This is a genomic window from Acinetobacter wuhouensis, assembly GCF_001696605.3.
Lineage (GTDB): Bacteria > Pseudomonadota > Gammaproteobacteria > Pseudomonadales > Moraxellaceae > Acinetobacter > Acinetobacter wuhouensis.
This window is the reverse complement of sequence record NZ_CP031716.1, coordinates 3376401-3394770: the sequence shown is the minus strand read 5'-3', so window position 1 is coordinate 3394770 and position 18370 is coordinate 3376401. Positions and strand designations below refer to the sequence as shown.

General features: G+C 37.7%; 19 protein-coding genes. 10 read left to right on the top strand and 9 right to left on the bottom strand.

Translation table 11 applies throughout. The features are described 5' to 3' along the window. Nucleotides 1-78 precede the first annotated feature (78 nt). The 4 genes from BEN71_RS16915 (at nt 79) to BEN71_RS16900 (ending at nt 3052) form a co-directional block, all read left to right on the top strand. On the top strand, nt 79-738 hold the full coding sequence (locus BEN71_RS16915; protein WP_171405038.1) for a class I SAM-dependent methyltransferase: 660 nt from the start codon (nt 79-81) through the stop codon (nt 736-738). After that, nucleotides 728-1927 carry a TIGR03862 family flavoprotein gene (locus BEN71_RS16910; RefSeq protein WP_068975278.1) on the top strand — a complete coding sequence of 400 codons (1200 nt, stop codon included), beginning with the start codon at nt 728-730 and terminating at the stop codon, nt 1925-1927. The genes BEN71_RS16915 and BEN71_RS16910 overlap by 11 nt, the downstream gene beginning before the upstream one ends. Nucleotides 1928-2019: 92 nt before the next feature. Beyond that, nucleotides 2020-2430, top strand: a complete 411-nt coding sequence (locus tag BEN71_RS16905; protein WP_068975279.1) for a GFA family protein — start codon at nt 2020-2022, stop codon at nt 2428-2430. A gap of 19 nt (nt 2431-2449) precedes the next feature. Further along, a complete protein-coding gene (locus BEN71_RS16900) occupies nt 2450-3052 on the top strand; it encodes a flavin reductase family protein (RefSeq protein WP_068975280.1) in 603 nt (200 codons plus the stop codon). A 78-nt stretch (nt 3053-3130) separates the two neighbouring features. Here the strand turns inward: BEN71_RS16900 and BEN71_RS16895 are convergent, their stop codons facing one another. Next, complete coding sequence (locus tag BEN71_RS16895; protein ID WP_068975281.1) at nt 3131-3463, bottom strand: HopJ type III effector protein; 333 nt, start codon at nt 3461-3463, stop codon at nt 3131-3133. A gap of 152 nt (nt 3464-3615) precedes the next feature. Here BEN71_RS16895 and BEN71_RS16890 point away from each other — a divergent pair, with 152 nt between their 5' ends. Beyond that, nucleotides 3616-4464, top strand: coding sequence for a DUF2071 domain-containing protein (locus BEN71_RS16890; protein WP_068975282.1), 849 nt, complete (start codon nt 3616-3618; stop codon nt 4462-4464). A 109-nt stretch (nt 4465-4573) separates the two neighbouring features. Continuing rightward, nucleotides 4574-4954, top strand: a complete 381-nt coding sequence (gene crcB, locus BEN71_RS16885; RefSeq protein ID WP_068975283.1) for a fluoride efflux transporter CrcB — start codon at nt 4574-4576, stop codon at nt 4952-4954. Between the two features lie 68 nt (nt 4955-5022). On the opposite strand, the gene BEN71_RS16880 is transcribed toward crcB, so the two are convergent. Together BEN71_RS16880 and BEN71_RS16875 are read right to left on the bottom strand one after the other, a co-directional pair. Further along, on the bottom strand, nt 5023-5271 hold the full coding sequence (locus BEN71_RS16880) for a type B 50S ribosomal protein L31 (RefSeq protein WP_068975284.1): 249 nt from the start codon (nt 5269-5271) through the stop codon (nt 5023-5025). Nucleotides 5272-5511: 240 nt separating this feature from the next. After that, entirely contained in the window at nt 5512-6810 is a 1299-nt protein-coding gene (locus BEN71_RS16875; protein ID WP_068975285.1) for an ABC1 kinase family protein, read from the bottom strand. Between the two features lie 207 nt (nt 6811-7017). Between BEN71_RS16875 and BEN71_RS16870 the strand changes: the two genes are divergently transcribed. Beyond that, nucleotides 7018-7236: a DUF1737 domain-containing protein gene (locus tag BEN71_RS16870; protein ID WP_068975286.1), complete on the top strand. Its 219-nt coding sequence runs from the start codon at nt 7018-7020 to the stop codon at nt 7234-7236. Between the two features lie 62 nt (nt 7237-7298). Here BEN71_RS16870 and BEN71_RS16865 read toward each other — a convergent pair whose 3' ends face one another. Then, complete coding sequence (locus tag BEN71_RS16865; protein ID WP_068975287.1) at nt 7299-8657, bottom strand: MATE family efflux transporter; 1359 nt, start codon at nt 8655-8657, stop codon at nt 7299-7301. A 39-nt stretch (nt 8658-8696) separates the two neighbouring features. Further along, nucleotides 8697-9158, bottom strand: a complete 462-nt coding sequence (locus BEN71_RS16860) for a DMT family transporter (RefSeq protein WP_068975293.1) — start codon at nt 9156-9158, stop codon at nt 8697-8699. 120 nt (nt 9159-9278) lie between these two features. Between BEN71_RS16860 and hemW the strand changes: the two genes are divergently transcribed. After that, nucleotides 9279-10433, top strand: coding sequence for a radical SAM family heme chaperone HemW (gene hemW / locus BEN71_RS16855; protein WP_068975288.1), 1155 nt, complete (start codon nt 9279-9281; stop codon nt 10431-10433). Between the two features lie 46 nt (nt 10434-10479). On the opposite strand, the gene BEN71_RS16850 is transcribed toward hemW, so the two are convergent. Continuing rightward, on the bottom strand, nt 10480-10827 hold the full coding sequence (locus BEN71_RS16850; protein ID WP_068975289.1) for a winged helix-turn-helix transcriptional regulator: 348 nt from the start codon (nt 10825-10827) through the stop codon (nt 10480-10482). Between the two features lie 113 nt (nt 10828-10940). Here BEN71_RS16850 and BEN71_RS16845 point away from each other — a divergent pair, with 113 nt between their 5' ends. Beyond that, nucleotides 10941-12104 (top strand): MFS transporter, encoded by a 1164-nt coding sequence (locus BEN71_RS16845; protein ID WP_068975290.1) that lies wholly within the window; start codon nt 10941-10943, stop codon nt 12102-12104. A gap of 107 nt (nt 12105-12211) precedes the next feature. On the opposite strand, the gene BEN71_RS16840 is transcribed toward BEN71_RS16845, so the two are convergent. The 3 genes from BEN71_RS16840 to BEN71_RS16830 all read right to left on the bottom strand — a co-directional run bounded on the left by BEN71_RS16840 (nt 12212) and on the right by BEN71_RS16830 (nt 15965). Further along, complete coding sequence (locus BEN71_RS16840) at nt 12212-12640, bottom strand: hypothetical protein (protein WP_068975291.1); 429 nt, start codon at nt 12638-12640, stop codon at nt 12212-12214. A 229-nt stretch (nt 12641-12869) separates the two neighbouring features. Then, nucleotides 12870-14693, bottom strand: a complete 1824-nt coding sequence (locus BEN71_RS16835; RefSeq protein ID WP_068975292.1) for an acyl-CoA dehydrogenase C-terminal domain-containing protein — start codon at nt 14691-14693, stop codon at nt 12870-12872. A gap of 246 nt (nt 14694-14939) precedes the next feature. Further along, nucleotides 14940-15965, bottom strand: coding sequence for an IS30-like element ISAba125 family transposase (locus BEN71_RS16830; protein ID WP_004994718.1), 1026 nt, complete (start codon nt 15963-15965; stop codon nt 14940-14942). A gap of 83 nt (nt 15966-16048) precedes the next feature. Between BEN71_RS16830 and BEN71_RS16825 the strand changes: the two genes are divergently transcribed. Next, nucleotides 16049-18325: a hypothetical protein gene (locus tag BEN71_RS16825; RefSeq protein WP_227542624.1), complete on the top strand. Its 2277-nt coding sequence runs from the start codon at nt 16049-16051 to the stop codon at nt 18323-18325. Nucleotides 18326-18370: the final 45 nt, after the last annotated feature.

Genomic DNA, 18370 nt, shown 5'->3' with positions numbered 1-18370 from the left:
TCCTGATTTAAATAGACAATCTAAGAAGCAAAAATAACGCAGACTTGTTAAACTTGCGCTGATTTTTCTTAGTTTGATCTGTTTATGCCAATTCGTCAATTTCAAGCACATCGCATGCGCGCTCCTCGTGATTTCCAAGCCATTGAGAATCATCCTATTTGTATAGAAATAGGTGCAGGTAAGGGGAAACATGCTTTGTTATTTTCAGGGCAACATCCTGATTTGAAATTGATCGCCATTGAACGGACACGTGAAAAATTTTTAGCGATGCAAAAGCAACATCAACTCGAAGGGCAAAGCAATTTAACCCCAATGCATGCTGATGCTTTGCCGTGGGTGGTGCATGCTTTATTCCCACAACAAGTACAACAATTTTTTATACTCTATCCAAATCCTGAGCCACATAATCCTGCTCAGCGTTGGTTGAATATGCCATTTTTTGAGTTTCTCATCTCAAGATTAGCTGTGAATGGCACTATTACTTTAGCCAGTAATATTCCTGAATATATTGAAGAAGCGGAACAACAACTAAAACAGGTTTGGCATTTACCTTATGAAAAGCAGGTGATCGCATCAGATTCAGCACGCACTCATTTTGAAGTGAAATACTTGGAACGGGGTGAGTTGTGTCAGCAGTTAATCATTTCTAAACCTGAAAATTACACAACTCGCTTTGATGATTTTCAGCCTTTGCAAGGTCAAAATACGCAAATGACTGAGTCTAAAGATGCCGAATAAACGCATTGCGATTGTCGGGGCAGGTCCTGCGGGTTTGATGGCTGCGGAAGTGCTGAGTGCGCATAATTATGAAGTGCATATCTTTGAGCAGAAACCTTCGGCAGCACGCAAATTTTTGATGGCAGGTAAAACAGGGTTAAATATTTCCCATGCTGAACCGCTTGAACAATTTGTACAGCGTTATGATCAGGTGGAATGGTTAAGCCCGTGGGTCAAACAATGGGATGCCAATTGGATTCAAGCGTGGATGCAGAATTTAGGTATTGAATCCTATATCGGTACTTCGGGACGGATTTTCCCAATTGAAATGAAAGCTGCGCCGTTGTTACGAGCTTGGCTGAAACGTTTGGCTGAGCAAAAGGTCACATTTCATTATCGTCATCAAATTTTGGATTTGAGCAATCAAATTTTAAAAATTCAGGATTTGAAAACGGAACAGATTTTTGAGCAAGAGTTTGATGCAATCGTTCTTGCTTGCGGTGCAGTGTCATGGTCACGTTTAGGCAGTGATGGCGCATGGCAAAAATGGCTGAATGCGGAAGAAATTGAGCCATTTCAAGCCAGTAATGCAGGTGTGGAAAAAGCATGGTCTAGGTTTATGCAAGCTGTGTTTGGGCAACCTTTAAAACGTGTTGAGGCATGGGTAGAGCATGCATCTAAAACACAGGGTGATATTGTCATTACACATTATGGTTTAGAAAGTGGGCTGATTTATAAGCAAGGACGAGCGTTAAGACAGCAACTGAAACAGCAACAATCTATGTGCTTATATTTGGATTTGTTGCCTGATTTGACGGTGGCACAATTGGCGCAAAAATTACAGCCTTCAAAAAAGCAATCGACTGCGAATATTTGGCGTAAAGCGGGCTTGGATATTGCTAAAGCCAATTTAGTCCGTGAAGTGGTGGATAAATCACTGTGGAATCACGCTGTAAAGTTGGCGAATGAAATTAAACATTTAAAAATCGAGCTATCAGGTTTTCGTCCAATTGAGGAAGCGATTAGCTGTGCAGGTGGTGTGAAACAATCTGTATTCACTGAGCATTTACAACTGAAATCCAATCCTCATGTGTTTTGTTGTGGGGAAATGTTGGATTGGGATGCACCAACGGGCGGATATTTACTGACTGCGTGTTTTGCGACAGGTCGTGCAGCAGGGCAAGGTGTGCATCAGTATTTAACAAAGTGAATAACGGAAACAACAATTTCATAAGATTAAATTTGGATTAACGCTTGTAAGATGTGCTAATTTTAAATGGTTTTATATTTTAGAGTTAAGTCATGTCTGCTGAAAAACTATATACAGGAAGTTGTTTGTGTGGTGGGATTCGCTATGAAATTCATGGCGAAATTGGCGATATTATCGAGTGTCATTGCCGTCGTTGTCGTAAGGCAAATGGTAGTGCTTTTGCTGCCAATGCACCCATTCAAAAAGCAGATTTTAAAATCGTACAAGGTGAGCAGTTACTGAAAAAATATCAGTCTAGTGAAACCACACAGCGTTGTTTTTGTGGTGAATGTGCTTCACCGATTATCAGTATTAAAGCTGAAACACCTGATACTTATCGTTTAAGAATTGGAACTTTGGATACACCACTCGAGCAAAAGCCAACCATGCATACATTTACCGCTTATAAGGCGGAGTGGGATACGATTTGTGATGGTTTACCACAGTACGATGAACGACCTTAAATATTGAGAAATTATTCGTATGATTTTTAATACGTCAGACTTGGCAGCAAATGAAATTTATCGTTTGCTTGTAGGTGGCGTCACGCCTCGACCAATTGCTTGGATCAGTACTTTATCTAAAGATGGTGTTGCTAATATTGCACCCTATTCGTTTTTTAATGTTGCCAGTTGCAATCCACCGATCTTATGGTATTCGCAAGTCAATCCAAGAGATGGGCAAAATAAAGATACACTGCGAAATCTCATCGAAACTCAACAATGTGTGGTACATATTGTAAATACAGCTTTGCTTGAGCAGATGAATTTATCTTGCGTTTCACTGCCTGCGGAGCAAAGTGAGTTTGATTTTGCACAGATTGAAACTGAGCCGAGTCAAACAGTTCTAGCGCTCGCTGTGAAACATGCACCTATTCGTTATGAATGTCATCTAAGAGAAGTAATTGAACTAAGCTCACTTCCATCAGGTGGTACAGCTGTCTTGCTGGATGTGAAATCAATTTATGTCGATGACCAGCTTTGGGACGGTCGTGTGATTGATCAAGAAAAGCTACAGAGTGTGGGCAAAATGGGTGGAGATTTTTATAGTCTTAGCACTGATTTAGCCACATTAGCGCGACCTTAGACTATAGAGAAACTTTAGACTATAGACAAAATACAGAACAGACCTGCTTTATATTCAGAAGGTCTGTTCAATATTCAATTATTTTGCTGTTAAAGCGTTACCTTCAAATTTGATTCCATCCCAACCATGTTGCATAAACTGGCGAATGTTCTGATGATCTGTTGCTTCAGGGTTTGCCAATACAGAAGCATAATGTTCCGCAAATAGATTTAAAGTTTGTTGTTGATCTAAATTATTCAATTGCGCGAAAGAAAAGACTTTAGCACTGCCTTGGTTTTCAGTCGCTGCATTGTGTTGTTGACCATTTTGAAATGCAGTTGGCATGTGCGTATAATGTGCTTCAATAAAAGCAATGACATCGGCAAATTGAGCTTCACCTGCTTGCAGTTGTTTTAATAAATCTTGAGCCACGATTTGAATTCCTGATTTAATTGTGCGCTTATCATAGCTGATTCATTTGAAATCACGTAATGCCTATTTATGTTTTATTGTTGCTCTAGTTGTGATGTTTATTTGCATAGATTTGCTAGAATAAATAAAACAAAGCAATAACAAAGAGCGTTATGAATCGACATCAAATTAAAAATAAAGATTTAAATTGGATCATGAAATTCATTGCTTATTTGATGCAAAGTTCATGGCTTTTAAATTTGCGCCGTGCGTTGATGCGAGTTCTACCATTCTTTAAATTACAAAGCCGAGTCAAAAATATTGTTTATTTGTCATGGTTGGTTGATATTGAAAAAGTACGTTCACGTTATCCAAAACATGTTCAGTTATGGGAAAAACAAGGTAAAACCATTTTTACCATATTGACCTATCAACATGAGCATTTTGGCTTTGCTTTCTTAGGCTGGTTTCGAAAATTGATGCCATCACCAAAACAAAGTAATTGGCGCTTTTATATCGAACCACAACAGCAAGACAAAACTGTGATTTTTGAACACGTTGTGGTTGATCAAAAGCTCTATGTATTGAGTGGACGGCTTGCCAGTGATGCGATGCCTGCACAATTTGCACAATCATTTATTCATCAAAAAAATAATTCACAGATTCATACGCAACTTCATGTTGATGAAAGGTATCAATTGACCAGTACAGTCGAGATCCATACAGATCAACAATTACCAAAAACTTGGCAAGATTTATTTTCATCATGGGATGATGCTATTCGCTACTTGGTCGATCAAGATCATGCGTGGGTAGAGTGGGTTGATCAGCCTGAAAAAATGTCGCAAGGTGATATTGAAATGCCTTTTGATTTTAATCAAATCCAAGCAGCAAAAGTATTGGATATTCATTGTCCATTGTTAAAAGATTGGGGGGTAAATGAACAAAAGGTATTTGCTTTTGTTGTGCCTGAATTGGACTTTTATGTACGGAATGAATCAGTGCTGAAATTAGATTCTTAACAACTCAAGTGGTATTCTGTGGATAACTTCAATGTTATTCACACTTAGTTATTTACAGTGTTTTAAGTGATGAATAAATGTATTTCTCTCCAAATCTAAGGACTCAATAATGAATTGGCTGTTGGTCGCATGTGGTGGGGCAATTGGTGCAAGCTTGCGTTATGGTGCGGGATTTATCATTTCCAAACCGCACAGCCTTTTTCCGTGGGCAACATGGTCAATCAATATTCTCGGGTGTTTTTTAGCAGGTGTATTCTTTGCATTTACCCAACGTTATCCAGTATTGCAAAATGAAACACGCTTGTTTTTAATGGTCGGAATTTTAGGTGGATTTACCACATTTTCGAGTTTTGGCTTGGAAATGTTCCAGTTGATTCGTCAAGGGCAATTACCTTTAGCTTTGGCGTATACCGTTTCGAGCGTCATTGTAGGCGTGATTTTTTTAGCGATTGGTTTTTATATTTTTCAAATGATTTTATCTTCAAAATAAATAAAAAAAGCCTAAGTCGGAGGATAGACTTAGGCTGGAAAATACAACAATCATCAGTAAGTTTTAACTTAGCGTTTGTAACGAGCAAAGCGCTTGTTAAAGCTCGCAATACGTCCTTCATTACTTGCTTGACGAATCTCACCTGTGTAAAAAGGATGTGAGGCACTTGAAATATCTAAAGTAATGTAAGGATATTCTTTACCTTCATACTGTTTGGTGTTATTGGTTTGAATGGTACTGCCAATGATGAAATAAGCATTTGCATTGGTGTCATGAAATAAAACTTCACGGTATTCAGGATGGATATTTGTACGCATGATATTTCTCGAAAATTGTTAATTTAAAGAAATGTTATAACATAACAATTAATTTGTAAAGTCACTTAAGTTCTAAAGTCAATTTACGAATTTGTGTATTCTATTGAAGAACAGAGAATTTGAAATAAAAAGAAGCCGAAGCAGGAGGATCGTTGCTTCGACTTTGAATATGTCTTGAACACAGTTTTAATTTAAATCTGTAGGCTTAAAATAAAATTAAGTGTTCGATTTAAAGATCAATCAATCTTGAGGCGGTACTAATTCTTCAAATAAATCGTTGAGATTATCTTTAACTTTTAATTGGATTAAGTTCCAGTATTGTCCTGAAATGGTTCGATTGACCATGAGTGTATCGGGTGAAGGTTTGAATACATCCCAATATTTCAATGATTTTTTCACCAATTTAACACCGTCATGATGCGCAGAATTTTCAGCAAAATCATATTCAGTGGTGAGTGGGCGAAGCAAGACTTCTAACCATGATTTATACAGTTCTTCAGGGAATTTCCCTTTTTCTGCAAGTGCATCCAAAGCGGTCAATTCATTTTCAATGGTAGAAATATCGGCTTTACGACCTGCACGAACGAGCGATTTGAAATGAGTAATGATTTCATTCGAAAGGGTTTTTACGCCCCCAAAGTCATAAATAATCACGCTACCATCTTCACGGAAGGCAAAGTTGCCTGGATGTGGGTCACAATGAAACCGTTTTAAAAAGAAAATTTGTTGCCCTAAAGCCAAAATTAAGCGACGACCAATTTCATTACGTGTACTTAAATCCCATGTACTCGCAGTTTCAATACTTTCACCTTTTTCAAGGCTTAAGGTGAGAATGCGACGACTTGAATATTCAGTAAATACTTTAGGAATAATGATTTTTGTATCTAAAGCTTGATGAAAGGTTTTAAAAACTTGTAGGTTTTGCGCTTCAATTTCGTAATTGAGCTCTTCATGTAAGCTGTCTTGAATTTCTTTAAATAGGCGATCTTGCAGTTTTTTATCAACCTTTAGCACGCCCATCAAACGTAAGGCTAAACGAACTTGTTTTAAATCACTTTCACACGCTTCATCCACACCTGGATATTGCACTTTAACGACGACTTCGTTGCCATTGGGTAGAGTCGCTTTATGAACTTGTCCAATCGAAGCAGCAGCAAAAGGTTGTTCTTCAAAATGACGAAAGATTTGTTCTAAAGGCTTACCAAGTTCTTTTTCGACTTGTTTTTTGATGTCTGCAAAGGGCATTGCAGGGGCTTGGCGTTGTAATTTGGCAATGGCTCTAGCCACTTCGGGCGGAAAAATGTCTTTATATTGAGAGGCAATTTGTCCAACTTTCATTACAGCACCTTTCATTTCTCCTAAGGTGTCTGCAATTTGTACGCCAATATCCTGAAATAATTTACTGCGTGCTTCATTCTTTTGTTCTTCATCCGCATTAAAGTTACGAATAGAATTCGATACCGTTTTTGTCGCGATACTTGCCGTCATACTGGCAAGTTTCATAAAGCGGCGACCGGGTGTGCTGGTATTTTTCGACATTCGTAATCATCCTTTTATGTGGATTAAATGCTGGATTGTTTTGATCATAGGCGACAATTGTGGTGCTGCCTACTGTAATTTGTTAAGCGTTTGTTTCTTCTTGGCTATTTTATATTATTTTGAATATTGCATCGTTCAGTACAGTATAAGCACCTTTGCATGAATTTTGGATTAAAATAAAGGTAAGATTTAAGGTGTTATAGCAGTATGAAAGTCTATCGTTATTTAACCGGTAAAGATGATGTGAATTTTTGTGCAAGAGTCACAAAAGCGTTAAATGAAGGTTATGAACTCTATGGCTCACCGACCATGACGTTTAATGGAACAGATGTGATTGTCGGGCAGGCGATTGTGAAAGATGTTGCAGATGAAAGTGAAGTCCCGCAAGGGTTGAAGGATGCGATGAATCAACAATCTTCTCAGTAATACCATGTTATGCACCGTCTTAAACCAAGATCATTTAAGACGGTTTTGATCAATTTGAGTGATTAATTACCTAGGCTCAAACGTTTATTATTCATAAACAACCGCATAAGTAATAACACACAAGCAATACTTAAGCCGATAATTAAACCAATCCAAACACCAGCTGCCCCAAAATCTGTATAGCGTGCTAGATAGATCCCGATCGGGAAAGCAATCACCCAATAGGCAAGCATTGTGACCCACATTGGACCTTTGGTGTCCTGCATACCACGTAAGCAACCTGCCGCACTGACTTGCCATGCGTCCATCAGTTGATAAGCGATAGCGAATAAAACTAAATATACTGCAATCTGAGCGACTTCATAATCTGAGGTATACACAGCCACAATTTGATGACGCAATAACCACATCAGTAACATGGTAATAAAAGCAAAAAGTGTGGCGGTCATGAGCCCAACTTTTTGGACTTGTCGCATTGCCACCCAATTTTTTTCACCATAATAGGTTCCTACTCGAATGGTGAGTGCGAGTGCCAATGACATTGGAATCATAAACAATTGTGATGTGACTGAAATTGCAATTTGATGCGCGGCAATGGTGACTTCACCTAAAGTACTAAGGACAATTGCGCCTGTACTGAAAATACTCACTTCAAAAAATATTGCGAGACCAATCGGCAGTCCAAGTTTAAGAATTCGTTTAATAAGGACAGGATTGATTTTTTCAAAATGGGTCAATGGTTGAGTCTTTTGATAGCGCTTTGCTTTGAATACATAAATCGCTAAAACAATAAACATGAGCCATTGCAAAATTGCAGTTGCAAAGCCACAGCCTGCGCTGCCTAAGTGAGGAATTGGTCCAAGCCCATACATAAAAACAAAATTCAGTGGAATTAAAACCACTAAGGCAACCAAGCTCAGTAAAGTGACAGGGCGTGGATAACCTAAAGCTTCAGAATAATTACGTAATGCAGCATACATGGTCACCGCAGGCATCCCAAACGCAATTGCATGTAAAAATAAACTGGCTTTGGGAAGTAAAGATTCAGGCACACCAAATAATGGTAATAGCAGAGGCATTGCCTGTAAAACGAGCATGGCAATGATGCCAAGTACTAAAGCAACCCATAGTGATTGGCGAACAATGGATGGAATTTTTTCAGGTGTACGTGCGCCATTGGCTTCAGCAACCAATGGTGTAGTTGCAATCATAATGCCACTAAACAATAGCATCACAGGAATCCATAAGCCTACACCGACTGCAATCGCTGCAAGGTCTTCAGCAGACATATGTCCTGCCATAATGGTATCAATCAGTCCAAAACCTGCATAAGCAAATTGCGTGACTAAAATTGGAAGCATTAGATGAAACAATTGCTTTAATTCAAAGCGGGTAGTTGTGGCTTTTAAAGCATCAGACACAGGATTTACTCGTTTTAAATGTGCTTAGAATAAAAATGGTTAGCGTTGTAGAGTGAGAAGCACACCAATAAAAATCACCACGCCACCTAAAAGACGTTGCCAGTTGAGCTGTGTTTTTTCGACACCGAGCCATCCAAAATGATCCATGAACATCGACAACATGATTTGCCCAAAAATGATCAAACCTGACAAAGTGAGAAAACCAAGTTTAGGTGCAGTATAAATACTCATACTGATTGCATAGACACCCAAAATTCCGCCAAGCCATAAGTACCAAGGAATTTGCCCTAAATCGTGTAGACTGGGTTTTGATGTCGGTTGAAAAAACACAAAAATAGCAAGGACTATTGTACCAATTAAAAATGACAAAAGGGCAGCTTGTAAGGGCGAATAAAGATATTCACGTAATTGTGAATTAATCGCTGTCTGAAAAACCATGGCAATACCAATGCCCATCGCTAGGGGTAATAGGAGGATAAATTGGCTAGAGAGTTTCATCATCTTATTATCATGCATCTTCTTGGTTGAATTTTAGTCTAATAGAAATTCATGACTTGTTCTAATCGAAAGTGAGAAGTCATGCTAAAATCCTCATTCTCCATACTGTTCTGAGCTTGTTCCTTGGCTGATTTAAATCCCCAAAATATTCCATTGTCCCTTTATATTCATATGCCGTGGTGTGTGCGTAAATGTCCGTACTGTGACTTTAATTCGCATGCTGTGCCTGATGGAAAATTATCTTTGGCATTGGAACAAGAATATTTACAGGCATTGGTTGAGGACTTTAAAACCCAAGTTGATTTTGCGCAGGGACGTGAAATTCATAGTGTGTTTATTGGTGGAGGAACACCATCACTGATTTCAGCGCAAAGTTATCAATGGTTATTTACACAACTGAAAGAACTTATTCCCTTTGAAAAAGACTGTGAAATCACTTTAGAAGCCAATCCCGGAACGGTGGAACACGATCCATTTGCAGATTATTTAGCTGCGGGAATTAATCGCTTATCCATTGGTGTACAAAGTTTTAATACTGAACATTTGCAAAAATTAGGACGTATTCATTCCAACGATGATGCGATTTCAGCAATTCAACATGCCAAACAAGAAGGTTTTGAACGGGTCAATGTGGATTTGATGCATGGTTTGCCTGAGCAAAGCATAGAACAAGCTTTATTGGATTTAAAACTCGCCGTGGAAAGTGGTGCAACGCATATTTCATGGTATCAGTTGACCATTGAACCGAATACAGTATTTTTCCGTACCCAACCGATTTTACCTGTCGATGATGTGTTGGCAGATATTCAAGAACATGGCGAAGCTTATTTAAAAGCACAAGGCTTTATCAATTATGAAGTATCTGCTTGGCGTAAAGAAAAGCCATCGGCACATAATTTAAATTATTGGCAATTTGGCGATTATTTGGCGATCGGTGCAGGGGCGCATGGCAAAGTCACTCAGCCTGATGGTGTGTATCGTTTTCAAAAAACTCGCTTGCCAAAAGACTATTTAGCCAAAGTGCCTGCGGAAAATTTACAGTTCAAGCGCATTGAAAACGAAGATATGCCATTTGAATTTATGATGAATGCCTTGCGTTTAAATGAGGGTGTGGCTTCTGCAATTTATGCACAACGTACAGGTTTGGATTTGGCGCATTTGGATGAATTATTAAACTCACTTCGTCAGCGTCAGTTGATGGTCGATGATGAAAATATTCTCAATTGTACAGATAAAGGACATCTATTTTTAAACTCAGTGTTGGAAGAATTCTTATAAAATTGTTTTAAATTTTTGTTTTTAGATCACCAATAAATGTAACAATTTATTGGTTTTGATCAAATTGATTACGCATAAATTCTCTTTCTCTGATCCATGTACCATATTCACGACACATTAAAATGAAGCGATCAAGATATTGTCCTTCTTCAGTAAGAGAATATTCTACTTTTAGAGGCTTTTCAGAATATACCGTTCTTTTTATAAAACCTTTGCTTTCCAAGAAATTGAGTTCTAAAACAAGCATTCGCTGTGAAATATTAGGTATGCTTTTTTTGATCTCATTAAAGCGTTTAGGTTCTTCTAAAAGAAACGATAAAATCATCATTTTCCAACGTCCACCTAATTGAACAAAAACTTCTTCGACGGGACAACCTGAGTGATTTTGCTTCATAAACTCTCTGCTTTAGGTACCAAAAACTATACTTGAGCTCAAAAATGTAAGATATATACAAATTAAAATAGTGGCGTAGATTGAGTTATTCATTCATTTTGTATGTCATTAGTATGGTTAAAACTCAAAATAATTCAAATTTTTTGGCAGTGTATTTTATTGCGATTGGTGCATTTTCTTTAGGCATGTCATCGTATATTACAGCAGGTTTATTACCGCTCATTCAACATGACTTTAATGTATCAATTACTTTAACAGCTCAGCTAGTGACCGTTTTTACACTGGCTTATGGTCTTGGTTCACCTGTTATCGTAGCATTATTGCCTGAAAATAAACAAAAACTGGGTTTATTATCTGCGCTTTTCATATTTTTTATCGCTAATTTTATCAGTGCATTGGCTACGCATTTTTCCATACTGTTCATTTCAAGGCTATTTGCAGGTATAGGTGCTGGCGTTTATTTGGCTATCGGTATTGCGATTGCGACTACTGTGGTCAATCCTCAACAGAGAGGACAGGCTATTTCGATGATTATGGGAGGGATGGCAGCAGGTACGGTACTTGGAGTACCGATTGGATTACTCATTTCAAATCAGTTGGGCTGGCAGGCATCTATGTATATGATTTCAGTCTTAGGTGGCTTAGCTTTTATTGGTTTATATTTTAAATTACCTCAAGTTCAGGGCTTTAAAGTACAGAGCTTAAGTGAAAAACTGAGACTTCTACAAGATCGAAGTGTTTTGAAAATATTGTTCATATCACTTCTTGCAGCAGTTTCCAGTCTTGGTTTTTATACCTATCTTTTCCCTTTTCTCAATTCAGCTGATTTTGGTGCTGTACAAAATATCACGCCATTTTTATGGTTTTGGGGTGTGGGCGGGATATTGGGAAGCATCTTGGTTGGTTATGTTGCTAAGAGGGTGTCTAATAAGCGATTAACCTCATGGATTATGTTAATTCTCAGTATCGTATTCTTGTTGATCCCTTTTCTGGCAAAGTGGAATCCGTGGTTGACCTTAGTCCCAATTGTGTTATGGGGAGCTGTGGGCTGGGCTTTACAAGTTCCTCAAAATGAACAGTTGATTATTGAAAGAGAACAAAAGGGCGGTGGAGAATTAGCGGTTGCCTTAAATGAGTCTGCATTGTATTTGGGCAGCGCGATCGGTGCGGGGATGGGTGGTCTGATTTTTTATTTTAATTGGCCGTTGTGGTATTTACCTGTATTCGCCAGTTTCATTGTTTTTCTAGGTTTTATTTATCAAATGAAAGGCAATTGAGCATTTAAATAATGCACAGAAGATTACTTCTATGATAAATAAAAACCCGAGTTGCGATGTAAACTCGGGTTTTCAAAACACTTTATTCGGCCGTTCTTAAAAGCATCTTACTGTGCTTGCGCAGCTGCAGCAGATTGTTCGGAATCTTGAATAGGCATTGTTAAATAGTTGCTATTGTCTGGATTAGACTTCTGAACAAAGCAAAGATCACGATAGAGAACACGTTCACCATTCAGTAATGTAAGTGTTGTTGTTCTTGCTGCTGGATCGGTAGATGCTTCTGAAGTAGCAAAAGAAAATTTCTGACAAACTGCTGTAGTTTTATGGTTTTGCTTATAGCTTTCGATCACTTTTTCATCATTGATCGGCGTTAGGGTTTTCAGCCCATTTGCACGATCTGCAATCAAATCAAGTTTATGATCTGGAATAATATTGAGTGCAGTTTTTGATGGGTTTGAAATATGCCCTAAGTTTCCTACATTGGCACATGCCGAAAGTGCAATACCTGCAATGATTAATAATAGTTGAGTTTTCATTTAATAATTCCTGTTGATCATTTCGTTTTGGATTTTTTTTCAAGGAAATGAATAATCTATTTTGTGATAAAGTAATATATAATAATTTAAAATGCAAAATATTTATCATATTTTATTTAAAAATGTAATTTGATTAACGTTTTGTGTTGAGGATTTTTTGAGCTTTCATAACAAAAAGACCGCCGTAGCGGTCTTTTATTTTCTAAGCTTAAATATTTAAATTAAAAACTTAGTAGTCAAAGCTAAAATGTTCTGCTTCAAGTGCCATCGTGGTTTTAGATGGGTTCACCATAGATTCTGCATGACCTTGTGCACGTGGCAACAATTGGTCAAAGTAGAAATCAGCAACTTTGATTTTTGCTTTATAGAATTCAGGGGTTTCTGCACCTGTACCCGAAGCCAACTTTTCAGATGCTACTGCTGCTTGTTGTGCCCAATAGAACGCCATCATTGAATAACCAGAGAACATCAAGAAGTCTACAGATGCAGAAGACACGATGTCACGGTCTTTACGTGCAGCAAGCATGATACGAACAGTTAAAGCATTCCACTGTGCACATACTTTAGTTAAGTCCCATGCAAAACGACGCATGTATTTATTACGAGCATGTTGACCACAGAATTTTAAGATTTCAGCAGTGTATTCACGAACCACTTTACCTTTAGAAGATAGAAGAACTTTACGACCAATTAAGTCGAGTGCTTGAATACCCGTTGTCCCTTCATACAATGTTGAGATACGTGCATCACGAGCAATCTGTTCCATACCGTGTTCTTTGATATAACCGTGACCACCAAAGACTTGCATACCTAAGTTTGCAGACTCAAGACCCATTTCAGTCAAGAAACCTTTCAAAATCGGCGTATAGAAACCAAGTTTATCATCATATTCATCAAACTTCGCTTGGTCACCTTGTGCAAGTGCATCCGCCATTTTATCTGCAAGCTGAGCCGCATGATAAATCATCGAACGACCACCTTCAGCAAAGGCTTTTTGAGTCAATAACATACGACGTACATCAGCGTGGTGAATGATCGCATCTGCTACACGATCAGGATCTTTTTTACCTGATAATGCACGCATAGACATACGGTCTTTTGCATAAGGTAATGCACCTTGGAAAGACAATTCAGCATGTGCAAGACCTTGAACCGCAGTACCAATACGTGCGGTGTTCATGAAAGTAAACATTGCATGTAAGCCTTTGTTGATTTCACCGATCAAGAAACCAGTTGCTTCATCAAAGTTTAACACTGCAGTTGCAGAAGCACGGATACCCATTTTGTGTTCAATTGAACCACAAGTCACAGGGTTACGCTCACCGACACTACCATCTGCATTTGGAATGAACTTAGGTACGATGAACAGTGAAATACCTTTAGTACCAGCAGGTGCATCTGGTAGACGTGCAAGTACGATATGTACGATATTTTCAGTTAAATCATGTTCACCTGCAGAGATGAAGATTTTTGTACCCGTGATGGCATAAGTACCATCTGCTTTCGGTTCTGCTTTGGTTTTAACTTGACCTAAGTCAGTACCACACTGAGGCTCAGTTAAACACATCGTACCTGACCAAGTACCCGCGGTAAGTGGTGGCATATACAGATTTTTTTGTTCTTCTGTACCAAATTGTAGAATCGTGTTCATACAACCCATGCTCAAACCTGGGTACATGGTAAATGACCAGTTTGCAGAACCCATCATTTCTGATTTTACAAGGTTGAGTGACATTGGTAAGCCTTGACCACCAAACTCTTCAGGGTAAGACAAACCTTGCCAACCGCCTTGGATAAATTGGTTATAAGCTTCTTTGAAACCTTTAGGCGTTGTTACTTCGCCATCTTTAAAATGACAACCTTCTTCATCACCTGATTGGTTCAAAGGAGAAAGTACATTTTCACAAAAATCTGCAGCACCTTCTAAAATCATATCAACCGTATCTGCATCGGCATTTTCGCCAATAGAGAGAGTTTTATAGTGAGCAGGGTAATCAAATACTTCATTCATTAAAAAGCGAATGTCACGGAGTGGGGCTTTATATGCTGGCATGTGTTTAATCCTAATTTAGAAATAGTTGTGGATTTAAAATCTATAGTTTCATTATTCATAACCATATGAGAATTGCATTGATAAGTCTGGCTAAAAAAAATGTCAGAAATGCGAATTTGAGAGATTCTGCACATGCGAAATTGTTTAATTTTTGATAGTCTAGAAAGGATTGTCTTTTATTATGTTTTTATACTTTTATTGATATAAAAATATTGACTATATTGGGTGGATTAAAATGCGGCGAATTCAAACATGAGGTGCGACAGTTTCAAAAGCCATATGATAATCAACAAGCTGAGCAAATTTCTCTAATGGTGTAAGCCAATCTAACGCCTTTCTAGGACGAGTATTCAGTGACATGGCAACTTGATTTAAATAATGCTGATCTGCCTGATTTAAATCAATCCCTTTAGGTAAATATTGCCTAATTAAACCATTCATATTTTCGCATGTGCCTTTTTGCCAGGGTGAATGTGGGTCACAGAAATATACATCTATGCCTAAATCTTCTTCGAGTATTTTATGTTCTGACATCTCACGTCCACGGTCATAGGTCAACGTTTTACGCAGTTCTGCAGGTAAATATTTCAGAGCTTCAGTTAAAGCCTTGCGCACTGATTCTGCCTTTGCATCAGGTAATGTTGCCAAGATACAGAGCCGTGTATTTCGTTCAATAAGTGTTGCTATCGAACTTTTATTGTCTTTACCTTTAATTAAATCAGCTTCCCAATGACCCGGTATTTTTCTTTCTTGAACTTCGGCTGGGCGCTCATGAATAGTTTTAATATCCTGTAATATAGAATCTTTTTTAGGTTCACCGTTAGCTTTTCGCTTTTTATTTTCATGACGTAGACAGGATAATAAGTCTTTTTTCAACTCACCCTTTGGTAATGCTCGTATCGTTGAATAAATCGTTGTATGGCTTACATTCATTGTTTGATCCAAATCAGGAAATGTCTTTAAACGCTTTGCTATTTGCTGAGGAGACCATAAACAACGGATCGCTTCAACAATAAATTTCCAGAGGATTGAATCGATTTTGAGTTTTCTGTGACCACGTCTACGTCTAGCGAAGGTGTTATCAGAAGCATATCGAGCTTGATAAACGTCATTGATGCTATTTCTTTTAAGCTCACGATAGATCGTACTAGGATGTCTTTTAATGAGTTCAGCAAATTTTCTGGCTGAAAAGCCTTCTTTTCTTGACTCAAGCATTAATGCAGTACGATCTTCAAAGTTAAGATGATGGTATGACAATTTTATATACTCCATAAACCCTTTAAATTAATTAGGTGGTTTATGTCGCACTTCAAGTTTTACTCTGCCTGCATTTAAAAAAAATTACATTATGTCTCATGGGACTAAGTTTATCAGCTTGTTCAAGTCATGTGATAAAAAACAATAATTTAAATGATAATAAAAGTACAAGTCAACGTGCTATTCAAGGCTTTAATGCGTTGTATGAATATCCAAGTTTTGATTATCGCGGGCAAGTTAAAGTTCAATTTGCATCTGAACAAAAAGAGAACAAAGCCTCAAAAAATGAGGTGAAAAAGTTAGATAAAGTCGTTGAACAAAAGGTCAATCAATATTTAAAAGAACAAAAAATAATGATTACGGAGGCACAAAGAAAAGATCTTTATCATGCAATTGCATCGCAAAATAATCCAAGCTTCCGAGATTTCTTTGGCAAAGGCGCAGATTATATGCAGAGCATTTTAAATGATCTGCAAATTCAATATGATGGATCTGTGAATTATCGTCAGAAAATTGCCTCATTTAATTTGGATACAAAATATAAGAAACCAAATTTGTCTGTTGAAATGCGGATTCCAACCATTATTGATCTGAATAACCAGCGTTTTTATACGCATATTTTTTCTTTGATGCCTTATTTGGCAAACCCTCAAGATCAGGATAAATATGCTTATTTAGATTTTTCAAAATATAAAGATGATATTGAGAGAGTAAATGCTAAGGCTTTACTTGAGTTTTTAAAGCAATCTGGTGCAACAACGTATCTATTGGCTTCACCTGATCAACTTGAAACGATGTCGCTGAATACTGTAGAGAAACAATCTGGGATTGTTGAAAAAATTCGCTTAAAGACGAGTCTTGAAGAATTATTTTTACAAGGCAACTTATATACATCGGTGAATCGTCAATATTTTATGACTTCGGTACTGGGTTTTAACTCATCGAATCTGGCGAAAAATGTTGATGAGGCAGAAGACTCAAAATCAAAATCTACAAGCGCAGCAACAGAACATACTGAAATTGATGCAACAAGTGCCATGTATCAGTTATATGAAGCGATTAATCGCACAGCGCATAGTGAACTAGAAGAAGAGGGCGAAGACGATTTAGTTACACAAAATCACACGGATAATGAGCGTGAGACTGTTGATGAAGAAACAGAAGCTACGGATGATTCTGAAAATACAACGCAACTTTTGACAGAACAGCAGTGTGAAGATTTGGCAAAAGCAAAATCGAATGTACGTTTTGGCGATGTTGAATATTGTCAGGCTCAACATGAAATTGATGTATTAAGTGATCCAGCGGATCAAGGTGAGTTGTTGGTAGAGAATACTCAACAAAAACAAAATCGTACTGCATTGACCCAGAAGTTTACAGCTTTAGCGCAGGATCAACTGGTTGATGCTGCACAATTTAAGCAATTGTGGGATCAGCATCAAAGCGAAATTGATGCTAGTTTACCACCTAAAAATCAACGAAATCCGATGATTGTTGACTTGTCTCTAGATGCTCAAGGTCGCGTTGTGAAAGCCGATTATGATATGGGGATGGATTTTGGTAAATATGACCGACAATTGAAGATCAAAATGGATATGCAGATTTCCAATTATGGAAAAGCAACAGCTATTGATCAACAGGCTTTAAAAGAAGCAAAGCCATTTAAAGAAGTGTTTAAAGGCAGCTTTATGGAAAAGGCAGTCGGTGGTTTTGCAGGTGATTTATCTACTTCAGACAAAAAATCAGATCAAAAAAATCTGAGTTTAGATGAGCATTTTCAACAATTAGCCACGCAAGTGTATACGCAAACCAATTCTTATGAAAAGGCCTATAAAGCAGTCTTTATCGCTAAATTGACTGCGGAAAAACCTGTTTTAATCAAACAATATTCTGCAAAAGATTTACAAGAAATAGCAGCAATTTATGCATATTCTTATTCAGATGAAGAGGTCTATAACCCATCAGGTCCGGTGCTGAAACAGATTGAAGCTCTGAAGACGAAACATCATTTAGAAGAAGATGAACAATATGACGATGAGCTGGGCAATGCCATTGATGGCATCATTACCCAAGCGATGACTAGCCAAAAAAGTACTGCGGAAATTCTGAATTTAGCGAAAAAGTATAAAACAGCGGAAGCTGTGTTCGCACAATATTATATGCAGCAGTTTGAACTTGAAAATACAGTCGAAAAAGATCAACGGACTAAGTTGAATAAAACTGCACAGATTTTAGCAAAGTCTTATACAGCGTTTAAAAACAATCAATTTAATAATAATGTGGTTGCTGGTTTGGATGAAAACGCTGCAGAATTTATTGATTATGATTTGTATAAAAAAACCTATCAAGTTGTGAATGATGCAAAGCTGAAATAATAGGTTGAGTGATTCCGTATTTTCAAAAAAAAGAACCTCATCTGA

Excerpts from the sequence above, each read along its gene's own strand:
- BEN71_RS16910 (WP_068975278.1), top strand. The coding sequence starts at position 728 with ATGCCGAATAAACGCATTGCGATTGTCGGGGCAGGTCCTGCGGGTTTG.
- BEN71_RS16905 (WP_068975279.1), top strand. The coding sequence starts at position 2,020 with ATGTCTGCTGAAAAACTATATACAGGAAGTTGTTTGTGTGGTGGGATT.
- BEN71_RS16900 (WP_068975280.1), top strand. The coding sequence starts at position 2,450 with ATGATTTTTAATACGTCAGACTTGGCAGCAAATGAAATTTATCGTTTG.
- BEN71_RS16890 (WP_068975282.1), top strand. The coding sequence starts at position 3,616 with ATGAATCGACATCAAATTAAAAATAAAGATTTAAATTGGATCATGAAA.
- crcB (WP_068975283.1), top strand. The coding sequence starts at position 4,574 with ATGAATTGGCTGTTGGTCGCATGTGGTGGGGCAATTGGTGCAAGCTTG.
- BEN71_RS16880 (WP_068975284.1), bottom strand. The coding sequence starts at position 5,271 with ATGCGTACAAATATCCATCCTGAATACCGTGAAGTTTTATTTCATGAC.
- BEN71_RS16875 (WP_068975285.1), bottom strand. The coding sequence starts at position 6,810 with ATGTCGAAAAATACCAGCACACCCGGTCGCCGCTTTATGAAACTTGCC.
- BEN71_RS16870 (WP_068975286.1), top strand. The coding sequence starts at position 7,018 with ATGAAAGTCTATCGTTATTTAACCGGTAAAGATGATGTGAATTTTTGT.
- BEN71_RS16860 (WP_068975293.1), bottom strand. The coding sequence starts at position 9,158 with ATGATGAAACTCTCTAGCCAATTTATCCTCCTATTACCCCTAGCGATG.
- BEN71_RS16850 (WP_068975289.1), bottom strand. The coding sequence starts at position 10,827 with ATGAAGCAAAATCACTCAGGTTGTCCCGTCGAAGAAGTTTTTGTTCAA.
- BEN71_RS16845 (WP_068975290.1), top strand. The coding sequence starts at position 10,941 with ATGGTTAAAACTCAAAATAATTCAAATTTTTTGGCAGTGTATTTTATT.
- BEN71_RS16840 (WP_068975291.1), bottom strand. The coding sequence starts at position 12,640 with ATGAAAACTCAACTATTATTAATCATTGCAGGTATTGCACTTTCGGCA.
- BEN71_RS16835 (WP_068975292.1), bottom strand. The coding sequence starts at position 14,693 with ATGCCAGCATATAAAGCCCCACTCCGTGACATTCGCTTTTTAATGAAT.
- BEN71_RS16830 (WP_004994718.1), bottom strand. The coding sequence starts at position 15,965 with ATGGAGTATATAAAATTGTCATACCATCATCTTAACTTTGAAGATCGT.
- BEN71_RS16825 (WP_227542624.1), top strand. The coding sequence starts at position 16,049 with ATGGGACTAAGTTTATCAGCTTGTTCAAGTCATGTGATAAAAAACAAT.